This window comes from Psychrobacillus sp. MER TA 171 (genome assembly GCF_023713305.1).
Lineage (GTDB): Bacteria > Bacillota > Bacilli > Bacillales_A > Planococcaceae > Psychrobacillus.
This window is the reverse complement of sequence record NZ_JAMAWN010000001.1, coordinates 307,194-319,476: the sequence shown is the minus strand read 5'-3', so window position 1 is coordinate 319,476 and position 12,283 is coordinate 307,194. Positions and strand designations below refer to the sequence as shown.

General features: G+C 37.8%; 11 protein-coding genes. 2 read left to right on the top strand and 9 right to left on the bottom strand.

All coding sequences use genetic code 11. From position 1 onward, the window contains the following. Positions 1–4: 4 nt before the first annotated feature. From M3627_RS01420 to ytxJ, 6 genes are all read right to left on the bottom strand, one after another. On the bottom strand, positions 5–1,501 hold the full coding sequence (locus tag M3627_RS01420; RefSeq protein WP_251552692.1) for a class I adenylate-forming enzyme family protein: 1,497 nt from the start codon (positions 1,499–1,501) through the stop codon (positions 5–7). Between the two features lie 31 nt (positions 1,502–1,532). Then, positions 1,533–2,117 carry a TetR/AcrR family transcriptional regulator gene (locus tag M3627_RS01415; RefSeq protein WP_251552690.1) on the bottom strand — a complete coding sequence of 195 codons (585 nt, stop codon included), beginning with the start codon at positions 2,115–2,117 and terminating at the stop codon, positions 1,533–1,535. A gap of 21 nt (positions 2,118–2,138) precedes the next feature. Next, complete coding sequence (locus M3627_RS01410) at positions 2,139–3,293, bottom strand: acyl-CoA dehydrogenase family protein (protein ID WP_285841609.1); 1,155 nt, start codon at positions 3,291–3,293, stop codon at positions 2,139–2,141. A gap of 209 nt (positions 3,294–3,502) precedes the next feature. Continuing rightward, positions 3,503–5,284 (bottom strand): mechanosensitive ion channel, encoded by a 1,782-nt coding sequence (locus tag M3627_RS01405; protein ID WP_251552688.1) that lies wholly within the window; start codon positions 5,282–5,284, stop codon positions 3,503–3,505. A 368-nt stretch (positions 5,285–5,652) separates the two neighbouring features. Continuing rightward, positions 5,653–6,483, bottom strand: coding sequence for an STAS domain-containing protein (locus M3627_RS01400; protein ID WP_251552687.1), 831 nt, complete (start codon positions 6,481–6,483; stop codon positions 5,653–5,655). 15 nt (positions 6,484–6,498) lie between these two features. Further along, positions 6,499–6,831: a bacillithiol system redox-active protein YtxJ gene (gene ytxJ, locus M3627_RS01395; protein WP_251552685.1), complete on the bottom strand. Its 333-nt coding sequence runs from the start codon at positions 6,829–6,831 to the stop codon at positions 6,499–6,501. Between the two features lie 259 nt (positions 6,832–7,090). Between ytxJ and M3627_RS01390 the strand changes: the two genes are divergently transcribed. Continuing rightward, complete coding sequence (locus M3627_RS01390) at positions 7,091–7,573, top strand: YusW family protein (protein ID WP_169358728.1); 483 nt, start codon at positions 7,091–7,093, stop codon at positions 7,571–7,573. Between the two features lie 108 nt (positions 7,574–7,681). Here M3627_RS01390 and M3627_RS01385 read toward each other — a convergent pair whose 3' ends face one another. After that, positions 7,682–8,149: a divergent PAP2 family protein gene (locus M3627_RS01385; protein WP_169358727.1), complete on the bottom strand. Its 468-nt coding sequence runs from the start codon at positions 8,147–8,149 to the stop codon at positions 7,682–7,684. A gap of 217 nt (positions 8,150–8,366) precedes the next feature. Then, positions 8,367–10,466: a hypothetical protein gene (locus tag M3627_RS01380; RefSeq protein WP_251552684.1), complete on the bottom strand. Its 2,100-nt coding sequence runs from the start codon at positions 10,464–10,466 to the stop codon at positions 8,367–8,369. 361 nt (positions 10,467–10,827) lie between these two features. On the opposite strand from M3627_RS01380, the gene M3627_RS01375 reads away from it, so the two are divergent. Further along, a complete protein-coding gene (locus tag M3627_RS01375) occupies positions 10,828–11,166 on the top strand; it encodes a DUF5658 family protein (protein ID WP_251552683.1) in 339 nt (112 codons plus the stop codon). Between the two features lie 13 nt (positions 11,167–11,179). Here the strand turns inward: M3627_RS01375 and M3627_RS01370 are convergent, their stop codons facing one another. Further along, on the bottom strand, positions 11,180–12,187 hold the full coding sequence (locus M3627_RS01370; RefSeq protein ID WP_251552682.1) for a M23 family metallopeptidase: 1,008 nt from the start codon (positions 12,185–12,187) through the stop codon (positions 11,180–11,182). Positions 12,188–12,283: the final 96 nt, after the last annotated feature.

Genomic DNA, 12,283 nt, shown 5'->3' with positions numbered 1-12,283 from the left:
CCTCCTAACTGTTTCGAAGAGAATTCTTTAAAACCTTTCCACTCGCATTTCTAGGAAGGCTTTCCATAAAGTCGACCTCTACTGGCATTTTAAATTTTGCCAAGCGTTTAGAACAAAATGCCAATATTTCTTCCTCCGTTATCTCATTTCCATCTTTTAAAACAACAAACGCCTTAGGCACTTCCCCATACACTGTGTGAGGGACTCCAACAACTGCCGCCTCTAGCAGCTCGGGAATTTGATAGAGAACTTCTTCCACCTCCACGGGATAAACGTTCTCTCCGCCTCGGATAATCATATCCTTCTTTCGATCGACAATATAAAGGAGGCCATCTTCATCAAACCTACCTAAATCTCCGCTATATAACCAACCATTTTGGATTGCCCGATTCGTTTCCTCCTCGTTCTTTAAATAACCTTTCATCACCTGAGGACCCTTCACGACAATTTCTCCTACCTGGCCATGTGGTAACGGATCTCCAAACTCATCAACCACTTGAACTTCTGTCTTCGGTAGTGGTTCTCCTACAGACCCGACCTTATCCAGTGCAAAATGGTCCTTTAAGGTTGTTGCTGCAGGAGAATTCTCTGTTTGCCCATAGAGATTTTGAACCTTTACATTTGGGAATAAAGATTTCACCTTTCGAACGAGTTCATAAGGCATTGGAGCTGCACCATAAGTCAATAGCCTCAAACTTGGAAGCTCTATTTGTTTAATCTTTGACGTGTTCAATAAAATACTGTACATCGCAGGTACTCCAAAAAATATAGTAATTTTTTCTTGCTCCATTGTAGTCAACGCCTGCTCCGGAGAAAATGCCTCCTCTATGACAATTGTCCCTCCTGCATAAATGACTGGAATACTAAACACATGACTCGCTGCGCAATGAAATAGCGGTGCAACAATCTGCATTCGATCGCTTTCATTTAGATCCATTGCTTCTCCCCAAATTTGTGCGGTCGCATATACATTTTGAGCAGAAAGCATGACTCCTTTTGGCTTACCAGTTGTACCTGACGTATAAAAAATGACACTTGTCTGTTGTTCATTTATAGCGACTTCATTCATTACTAAGCTTGAATCTGCAAATATAGCCTCTAGTGTATTATCCTCACCAACCTGTATGGTGTGTAAAAATCCTTCAAGTGTCTCCGGTATTTCATGCAATACAGGTTCCAATCGAACATCATAAACGAGTGCCTTCGCCTCCGAATGCTTGAATATATATTCAATTTCAGGTGCAGCAAGCTTTGTATTAACCGGCATAACAGTAAAACCACCGAGCTGACATGCATAATAACAGATTAAAAAGTAATCCGAGTTATTTAAATATAGGGCTATAACATCCTCTTGTTGATAGCCCTTTGCTTGAAAAAAGCCAGCAAGCCGTTTTGCTTTTTCATAAAATGCGGAATAAGTAATCTCTCTTCCATTGAATTGCGTAATAATGTGATTAGGTCGCTCTTTTACATGTGATGCCAATTGTTCAGTAATTAACATAATAACCAATCTCCTTTTTAATTGATTAAGCTCACTTCATTACCTTCAATAAATAATCACTATAAATTTGTTGCAATTCTGCTAGAGATTTATCTCCAGCCTTCTTATACCATTGCTGAATCCAATTTAGAGCACCCAATAGCATCATTCGCACAATTTTAGGTTCATTAATATTGAAATCTCCACATTCTATACCAGCAAGAATTACTCGGTCGAACCAGCCCTCGTACTCATTTCTTTTCTTTAAGATGGGATGAAGGTGATCCGTTGAAAATGTTTCATCCGGCTTAATGATCATGTTAAAGGATTCCTTCTCCTTTACTGCATATTTCACATGAATAGCAATCATTTGGCGAAGTCTTACTTCATTGGAAACGTTGGAATGAAAAGCCTCGCGAAGCTCGTCAATTGCCTGCTCAAGTACAAGCTCATGACATCGGAAAATTAAGTCCTCCTTGTTTTTAAAATAATAGTAGAGTGATCCCTTTGTCATTTGAAGTTCGGCCGCTATTTCTTCCATCGTCGCTCGCTGATGTCCCTTTTCATTCATGATCTTCACAGCAGAAAGTATAATTTCCTCTTTCTTTTTTGTAATTTTATTAGGTGAGATTGCCAAAAGGATTACCTCCTTGCGCATTTACAAATCTAGCTTTTTAGCAATAATCGTCTTCATAATCTCAGTGGTACCTGCGTAAATGCTTGCTACAGGAATGTCCCGATATCTTCTAGCAATCTCGTACTCTTCCATATACCCATATCCCCCATGCAAATGTAAGCATTCCGCAGCCACTCGCTTCGCCATTTCACTAATCCACCATTTGGCCATCGCCACTTCCTTCACTAAATCCTCTCCAGCGATGTGGCGAGCAGTTAATGAGTTAATATAAGTTCTCCCGATATCAATTTCCGTTGCCATTTCAGCTATTTTAAACTGGGTATTTTGAAACTTACTGATGGACTGACCAAATGCTTTTCTATTCTTTATGTAATCTAGTGTGATTCGAAGCATTTCCTCCGCTTCTACCTGACATTGAATAGCTACAATCAGCCGTTCCTGCTGAAGGTTTTGCATTAAATAATAAAAACCTTTGCCTTCCTCCCCTAATAAATTATCTACTGGGACTCGAACGTCCTCAAATATCAACTCACCAGTATCACCACTATGAATACCAATTTTATCGAGCTTCTTCCCATGCTTGAACCCTTCCATGCCTTTTTCCACGACAAGCAAGCTGATGCCTCGATGCGCGGGCTGTGCGGTAGGGTCCGTCTTACAAACGATAATTGCAAAGTCAGCAATCGTCCCATTCGTTATAAACGTCTTTTCTCCATTTAAAATATAATAATCTCCATCGCGACGAGCTGTTGTTTTAATACCCGCCAAATCAGATCCTGCACCCGGTTCCGTCATACCTATAGCATTGATAAGCTCCCCAGTAACGCAACGTGGCAGCCACCTTTGCTTTTGTTCCTCTGTTCCAAGCTCCGCAATGTAAGGGCTTACAATATCCGAGTGAAGACACATACCACTTGCCAACCCTTGACCAACACGCTCTAGCTCCTCCGTTAAAACCATGGAATACGAGAAATCTAACCCTAAACCACCATAAGCCTCATCAACCCATGGACACAAAAAGCCATTCTCCCCCATCTTCAGCCAAAACGAACGAGGAATTTCTCGCTTCGTCTCCCACTCCTCATAAAAAGGATATGCCTCCTTATCAAGCATTCTCCTTAAAGACTTCCGAAATAGCTCATGCTCCTCTGTCAAAAACGCAGCCTTCACCAACATCCCCTCCTTACTTAATTCAGAAAATTGTTACTATTAACAATTATACAATCCAAACAAACAAAATAAAACTAAAAATTGAACGCCGTTTAAATTTTTTAAAATTACAGAAAGATTGCAGGTGCCAGGCACCTGCAATCTTTCTGTAATCAATTCTCTTACCTTAGTAACGAAAAAACACCCTAGCAATTGCATGCTAGGGTGTCTGTGTATTATTTATTTCTGTTATCGTCGTCATTTGAAGGAAGATCATCATATGGATGTAAATCATCTGTTGACGGGATGTTATATCCAGTGCTCGGTGAATCCTCTTCATGAGCTGCATCCATAGGGTTTTCTGTAGGAATATCTACACCATTTTGTGGTTCGAAGTCTCCGACTGGTTTAACCTCATCGATATGTGGCCCTTTTCCTCTTCTTAAACTTTTTTCTGCTTCTGAAGGATCACGGAAATTTTCTTTAAATGATTCTTTCATTCCCTTAGCTTCCGCTTTATATCTTTCCTTTGAAACGTCTGCATCCTCAATGCTTTTTTCCATTTTACTTAAATAACGAGCTGCGTGCTCACGTCCACCTAAACCAAACGCTAGACCGAACGCTAAAGCAACTCCACCTAAGATTAGGATAAATGCAGAGTTAATGATTGCTGCTGCAATACCTAACTGACTTAATGCCATGAAAAATGCAAAGGCTAAGATAGCGTACTTAGCAACGTAACGTAGGAAATGCGGAGTACCTGATGAATGCTTCATAACGCTTCCTACTAATTTCTCTACTAAACTTGCTAACCAGAATCCTACTGCCAATATAACAACTGCCGCAAGGACATGTGGTAAATAAGCAAATATCGCTGTTCCAAGAGTAACCATAAACTCTAGCTCTAACACTTGTAGAGCTTCCACTACAAACAATAAAATAATAAACACTTGAACGATAGTACCAATTATTGCTGCAAAGGAAGGCGCGGATCCTCCAGTGGAAGCGAAGCCCATTTTACCAAATATCGAGTTGATGCCAAGGTTCTGTAGTAAAGTAACAACCACATCTTTAACCCACTTAGCAACAACAATACCTACAAGCACTAATACTATTGCTACGAAAATCTTAGGCAGCATAGCTAGAATATTATTTAACATTGCAATTGCTGGTTGTGAAATGCCTTGTAAATCTAAAATTTCCAATGCAGTAATGGAAACCGGAATAATGATTAATACAAATACAACGATTCCTACAATCTTAGAAAGACTCGTACCTTCGATAAAACTAGAAAGCTTCATTTTATCTGCAAGCTTATCTGCTCCTGCAGCCTGTAGAAACTTCTCTACTAATGTACGTACAAGCTTAGCCACAAACCAACCGATTGCAAACACGATTGCAGCTGACACTAGCTTAGGTATGAAATTAAAGAAGCTAGCAAGCATACCTTCCAAAGGTCCACTTAATCCATCAATTCCAAGCGCGTTTAGTACTGCCGGAATGAACAAAAGGAAGATTAAATAATATGCCACATTTGCAGCAGTATCTGTCCATTTAACTTGGTCTACCTTGGAAGGGTCTCCCCCGGTTTTCATAATGTATTTATTTAGACTAAATCTATTTCCAGTCATCTTAATTACTTTTTTAACAAGTGTAGCTAGAACCCATGCAAACAATAAGATGAGACCAGCTTTCAAAATGTTTAGCACACCACCTGTAATCCCTGAATACATAGAGACAAATGGAGATACTAAATTACCCATATTTAAAATAGAAAAGAACAGGATAAATGCAAAGATTAATACAATAAAGAAAACTACCTTACTAAGAATTTTCTCTACTGACCACTCACCCTTAATATTTCCAAGTCTTTCATTGACACGGTACTTCCTTAAAAGCTTGAAGGTAGCATTTTCTAGTAGCTTAGCTACAAAAAAACCTATTAATAAGACCAATAATGCTAATAAAAGCTCTGGTAAAAAGTGAAGGGTGTTCCTCCAATATAATTCATCAAACATTCCATGTCCTCCTTTGTTTTATAAATGTTCCCAACCTCCATCTACCCCTCCTACGATTCTTCTAAACTAAAGAATTTATCAAAAGAGGAATAATCAGCCTGACACATGCAAATCAAATATACTATATACTTCCTATTTTTAGGCCCTTTGATTTATGAAATTTCACTTGCACTTTTACTAATGAAAGAAAAAATAGCTCTTCTAATCATCATTAAGCTCGCGAAGATTCAATTTCGCTCGCTATGCGCTATTTTATTTGAGAAATTCCTTTGTACTTTTTTCTACAATCCTATTTTTTGCATAAATAAAAACTGTAGTAGCTCTATGCCACCACAGCTCTATGAAAGAAGCTAAAGTTATATTGCGACTTACTTATTATTTATACTTTCTATCGCTTGCTTTACACTACCAAAGGTTTGGAAGGAACTAAAATCGATTCCTGCCTGGACGATAACCATGGAAAGATTAGGTCGGATGCCGGTGAACAACACATGAATGCCAAGCAGCTCTAATACATTATGAATGGTGAAAATATGCTGAGCAATTTCCTCGTCAATTGTTAGAATACCTGAAAAATCAATGATTAAAAAATCAATGTCCATGTCAGGAATGGTAGGCAATACATAGGTCAACAAATGCTGTACTCTAATATAATCTATAGACCCAACAAGAGGAAGAACTGCTACTCCATGTTGAATTGGTACGATCGGAGCGCTCAAATCGTTGATTGCTCTTTGATGCTCTATAATCATTTGCTCCCTATGGTCCTCATAGACATGCATTTTATTAACCATCCATACATCAAACAAGTAACTAATTTGACTGTTGATGCTTACAATGCTTTCTGAGGTTACATGTAACGACAAACAAATTTCATTCAGATATTCTAAAAAAATAGTTCTACTTTTAACAGTAGTCGCGATATGGGCAGAAAAGCTTGAAAAATTAGCGATTTCATCACTTCGTACTTCATTGATCCAATGAGCTAATTCCTCTTCAGCGATATTTTTAGGTTTATTAAGCGCTGCTCCTAAAATGGATATAAGTTCTTGATTTCTTTTTTTCGTTGTTATATATGATTCAATATTTATATTTTCATCCATGCTTTGTGCTTCCGCAACAACACGCTTGGTTAGCTCTTCTCCAATTGTTTCTGCATTTTTTACAAGGTACTCACTCACAGTTAAAATTTCATTCATTTATTTACACACCTTTTAAGAAGATTTCGTGGCGATTGCTAGCTCTGTTCGATTGATTTGATGATGAGATGCATTCCAAACAGCTTTACCGTCTCCGACTAAAAAGACCTGTGGTGACTCATGCTTAACGCCCAAATCACTCTCCATTTCATTTGAAACCGATCTGCTCTCCCTCACCTTAACTAAATACTTCTCTAATGGCGTGTCAAATGATTCAAATTCTCGAAAAGCCCTCGCACTAATTGGGCAAGTAGTACTGTGTTTTAAAACTAAAATCTTCTGGGCATCAGAAAGCTTTAATACTTCTTTCCATTCATCAACACTCGTAATTTCCTTATAACCCGTCACAAAAATCACCCTACCCTTTCATCATTCTCCATACCCTATACGCTACCCATTAAACCAATATTACACATCAACATCATTATTACAGGTGTTCATTATTACAGGTGCCAGGCACCTGTAATAATGATAATGATAATAATCTATTGGTTCCATCCTAGCTATTAAAAGTAGTATTATCCCACTTTTAGGAAAATATTTGTTTAACGTATATTATATTTGGATATTAAAAGAGTAAGTACAAGAACATCAAGGAAGGAGCAACATGATGATAAATAAAAAAAGAGCGTTAATAATTACATCCATTCTTTCAACTACATTCTTATTAGGAGCTTGCAATGATAATAACGATGAGAATGATGAAAATGTATTGAAATCCGACGTAGTTGAGCCAAACCCAGTTGATGATTCTGCACAAGTTGTTACTAATCCTGAAACAGACTATGGCTTCCAGGAATTCACTTTAATTATCGATACTCCAGACAACGAAGATGCTGTCATTGTAGAGTATAAATTGGACTCATCTTCAGCAGTTTATAAAAATATGCACACGGCTGTAAACGCAGAAGGTGAAGGAGCAGCTGAAACACTTGATCCTATCTTTAAAGACCTAAATTTAACGAAAGAAATGAATACGGAGGATGTAGTAGAAGAGGTTTCCAAAGCATTTGAAGTAGAAGACTTCACTGCGTTTAACCTAGACATCCAATATGATGATGGTGAAACAAAAAATTACGCAGTCAACTAAAGCACTAAAGGCCAAAGCGATTTAACTAATCGCCATGGCCTTTTTTATTTCCTCTGAAATGTTACAGGTGCCAGGCACCTGTAACATTTCATCCACACTTGTCCTACGTTATCTATCTTCAAGTCTGGCGCAAAGTATTCCAAACACTGTGCCTAGTGCTGCTCCAGCTAGTACTTCTACTGGTTGGTGGCCTAGTAGTTCCTTTAGTTCCTCTTCTCTTTTTACAACCTCAAAGCTAGGGAAATTACCAGATAGAGCTACCACGTTTTCTTCTAAATCGTTCACTAGCTGAGCGATTTCTCCAGTATGGCGTCTAATACCTTGTGCATCGTACATAACAATTGCTCCAAACACAACTGCTAATGCTGTTTCCGTGTGGCGTGTGCCTCTGTTTGCTGCTACATATGATGCTAGGGCTGCTACACCTGCTGAATGGGAGCTTGGCATTCCACCAGTTGTAAATGCTTGTTTTAAATCCCATTCGCCAGTTATTTTTTTATGGGTAAATACCTTTAATCCTTGAGCCAATCCAATTGCTGATAACGCCGTTATAATCCCTTTATTCATCTTCGCCATCTTCTGCCTCCATTGTTCTATGTATTTTGTCCAATTAAATATACCTTATTAAAATACCCAATAACTAGCATAATAACCTTACTTTCTTTCAGTAACCAACACTTCTTCCATTAACGAAGCTTCCCATTCTAATAAAATCACGCCTTTACCTCCAAATAATTAAAAAAATCTCTTTAAGACCATGTGGCCCTAAAGAGATTCTTTCATTCAAATTATATTATAGCTCCTCTTCCTCTACTGCGTCAGGTGCCTCCGGTGCCGCGAAAACCACTTGCAAGCCTACCTCTAAGCGCTGGGCTGGAGTGCTGTTTGACACTTCAATTGGCAGCTTAAAGAACTGGCTAGTTAACGAAACAGTTCCAGGCTTTTTGTAGCTAGTGAACTGGAATGGTCGCACATCCCATGTAATCGCTACTGTATGCACTTCCCCATCCGAATCAATAATAGTTGTTTGCTTCGGCAATTGAGCTAGGAAATCATCATACGTAATATCTGCAGGAACGGTTAAAGTCTCTAATGGACCAATTGTTTCGAGAGTTACCTCAGACGATACAACAATTTTCACATATGCAGTTTTCCCTTTCGTAATCACCAATGCATTAGTATCTGCGTTGTAAATTGTTTCTTTATAGGCTTCCCCAAGCTCAATATGACTTACACTCATCGAATCCGATGTATCAAAATGAATCGTATAAGAACCTTCAGGAATATCTTTCATTTGATACACATGTTTTTGATTACTCGGTGTAGTGCCTACTTGATACACTTTATTTGTCTTTTTGTTTTTCAAGCTAAAATTACTAATGTTTGTAAAATCAATTTTATTCATAGAGGATGTACTATCTTTGTATAAGCTAATATGCGAGTTGCTTTTTTCTGGCTCTGGAAATATGACTTGAATAGTCATTTCCAGACGTTGTGCTGGCGTACTATTAGATACCTCTAAAGGTAAATTAAAGAATTCACTAGATAAAGTTCTAGTTCCTGGCTTCGTGTAATTTTCAAACTGGAATGGGCGCACATCCCATTTCAATGGAACGGTGTGCTCCTGTCCTCTTGAATCTACAATTTTACCTTGCTTTGGTAGTGCAGCTACAAAATCATCATAAGAAATATCGTAAGGTACTGTTAGATTTTCCAACGGTTTAATTTCCTGTAAAGTGATTTCCGACTTTAAAATGATTTTTACATAGGTCGTTTTATCCTTCGTAATGACTAGAGGATTACTAGCAGGATTATAAATCGTTTCCTTATATGAATCACCAAGTTGAATGCTATCGACTTGGAACACGTCTGGTGCGTTAAACTCGATCGTATACGTTCCTGTCGGAAGATCCTTCATCTGATACACATTCTTTTGGTTGTTCGGTGTAGTCCCTACGTTATAAATTTTGTTCGTTTCTTTATTTTTTAAAGCAAAATTTGAAATGGTCGTAAAGTCAATCTTAGATGAGGTACTGTCCTTGAATAAGCTAATTTGTGAAAGTCCCTTGCCCAAATTGACTTTAGCTTTAATAGTAAGCTCTATAGAATGCTCTACCTTTGTTCCGTCTGTTCTTGTAAGTAGCATTACCACTGTCCCTGACTTATCCGCTTGCCCAATTTCAGGCTGTACAATTTTCCCATCTACAACCATTCCTTCAGGTGTAGACAATAAAGTCACCGTATAATCCTCGCCAATTAAAGCAGAAATTTTATTAACTAAAATATCTCCTTCGATTAGTTCTCCAATTGCTGACGGTGTAATTTTTGCAGCCTCTTGTTCAGCAGCTTTTAAATCAGCTGCTTCTATCGTCAGCTTAGCAGAATTAGTAACCAATGCCTTCTGCTTGTCCGTTAGTTTATTATATTCAGTTAGTGCAACGGTAACTGCTTGCTTATACTGTTTTGCACTAGACTCTTTATTAATTTGATCGATTAGCTCTACAACTTTTGCAGCAATTTTCTTATCTTCCTTAGCTGCTTTTAATGCGATTAAAGCATTCTCTGCATCCACTAATCTAGTGATATCTACTAGCTTCTTCTGTTTTGCTGTTAGCTTTTCATAAGTGGCACGAACCACCTTGATCACTTTTTCATCACTTTCCTTCACCTTTGAAGCGGGCGGCACTACATAAAGCATCGCCATAAATAATTTTGCAACAGTTTGATCAATGATTGAACTTAAAAAAGGAGATTTAATAGAAGTCTTTTTCGCATTTTCTATTTGGATCTGAGCCTTTTCAACCGTTTCAAGTGGAGATGCATAAGCTGCCCCCACAAACGAATTCGAAAGAAGTGATATTACTAATACGATTGCCACAACTAATTTTTTCATATGCTTCCGATTCCCCCTATTTTTATATAGATCTTTGAAAATATTTTGCTGCTAAACCATTAATGTTGCAATATTTTCCAAAGATATACATATTATGTTCAATTCTATCTATCAGTCTATTTAATTTCAAGAAAATTTAGTTTATTAAATATCAATTTATGATTCTATAGTCCTTCTATTTTATTTTCCAATTCTACAAGAAATAACAAAATATTATTTTATTAGTCATATTTTTAGTTTTTTAATTTTAAAAATAGTTAACATTATTTGTATTTTTTAAATTTTATTCCATAAAAAGGGTTAATAAGATTCGAACGTCCTCATACTGATATCAGTTAACTAAAGAAAGGAAGCTGGTCTTATGGACACAAAAATTAAAAGTAAAGTAACTGAACAAAATAGATGGCATTACACAGCAATTCTTCTTTTATTGTTAGCTATATGCGATAGCTTTATAACCCATTTTGGTTTAAGCAATGGTTATATAGAAGAAGCAAATCCACTGATGCGTTATATGTATGAAACAAGCGTACCTGGCTTTTTTTCGATTAAAATTCTCTTACCGATATTATTCATATTGCTCATTTCAAAATTGAAGCCAAATGCCTTTTTACAGTTACTTATAGCGGGAGCACTATTCCTATATGCCTTCGTCTTGTTCAAGCATATTTATTGGATATATGTACTCTTCATTGCATAAAAAAATCCAGCAACTACCTAGCTGCTGGATTTAACTTATAGCGAGTTTTCTCTTCCCTTTCCCATTTTTGTAACAAAGGAAAAGGATCATATGCCCATTCCGTGCGACCATTGTATTTGTACATTCCATAATGAAGATGTGGAGCAAACTTACCAGCAGTCCCTTTTTTTCCATATCCAGAGCTGCCTACGTAACCAATGACTGTACCAGGTTCAACAATTTTCCCTTCCTCAATTCCTTTAGCAAACCCTGAAAGATGAGCATAATAATGATACGTATTATTCACATCTCTAATACCAATTCGCCAGCCACCGTAGTCATTCCAGCCCTTGGTTTCCACTATACCGTATGTTGCCGATTTTACTGGAACACCGCTATAGGCAAAAAGATCAGTGCCCTCATGCATTCGTCGTCCACCCCAGCCGCGCTTATCTCCCCAAGTACTGCGATAACTATAATTGTGGCTGATGGCAAGCACAAACGCCCGCTTATCCAGATTTAATACCTCATAGGTCTTATAAATCTTTGCATTCGTCAATATTTGTTTCACCGTTAGATCTTTGTCATAATATCGCTTTAAAGCCTTTTCAAAATCCTTCTCTGAATGAACTTGGGGGCTTAAATATTGGACAAGCGTGAACATGACATCCTCATCATTTTGGCGATCCGCAATTCCATCATTATCGCCATCTCTTCCTTGACCTTCAAAATAAGAAATGGTTGTCAGATTAGTGTCGTCTCCAAGCGGATTAAGCGGCCCTACCCAAAAATCATCCGTAAATTGTACGGCAACAACACCATCTCGCCCAGGCAAATCTTTCCTTACCTCCTGTATATTCCGCTCATATTGGTCCACTGCAGCCAAGTAATACCATGGTAATGTATCCGTGGAGTACTTTATATAGTATTCCATCCGCTTATCTAGAATTTGCTCGCGCGTGAGCTCTACGGCAGCCGAAGCCTCGGAGGCAAAAAATAGACATAGAAAGCCGACAGACATTATTTTAATAAGCAAGCGCATGAATGTTTTACCTCCTTTTTAATTCTTTCATTAGTTTTCCCAAACGAATCAAAATCATGAATGAGAATTAAGCTTTTGAGCAAAATAAAAACGACC

What these genes read in the sequence shown, in the direction of transcription:
- M3627_RS01420 (WP_251552692.1), bottom strand. Translation starts at nt 1,501, where the DNA reads ATGTTAATTACTGAACAATTGGCATCACATGTAAAAGAGCGACCTAAT.
- M3627_RS01410 (WP_285841609.1), bottom strand. Translation starts at nt 3,293, where the DNA reads ATGTTGGTGAAGGCTGCGTTTTTGACAGAGGAGCATGAGCTATTTCGG.
- M3627_RS01405 (WP_251552688.1), bottom strand. Translation starts at nt 5,284, where the DNA reads ATGTTTGATGAATTATATTGGAGGAACACCCTTCACTTTTTACCAGAG.
- M3627_RS01400 (WP_251552687.1), bottom strand. Translation starts at nt 6,483, where the DNA reads ATGAATGAAATTTTAACTGTGAGTGAGTACCTTGTAAAAAATGCAGAA.
- M3627_RS01390 (WP_169358728.1), top strand. Translation starts at nt 7,091, where the DNA reads ATGATGATAAATAAAAAAAGAGCGTTAATAATTACATCCATTCTTTCA.
- M3627_RS01385 (WP_169358727.1), bottom strand. Translation starts at nt 8,149, where the DNA reads ATGGCGAAGATGAATAAAGGGATTATAACGGCGTTATCAGCAATTGGA.
- M3627_RS01380 (WP_251552684.1), bottom strand. Translation starts at nt 10,466, where the DNA reads ATGAAAAAATTAGTTGTGGCAATCGTATTAGTAATATCACTTCTTTCG.
- M3627_RS01375 (WP_251552683.1), top strand. Translation starts at nt 10,828, where the DNA reads ATGGACACAAAAATTAAAAGTAAAGTAACTGAACAAAATAGATGGCAT.
- M3627_RS01370 (WP_251552682.1), bottom strand. Translation starts at nt 12,187, where the DNA reads ATGCGCTTGCTTATTAAAATAATGTCTGTCGGCTTTCTATGTCTATTT.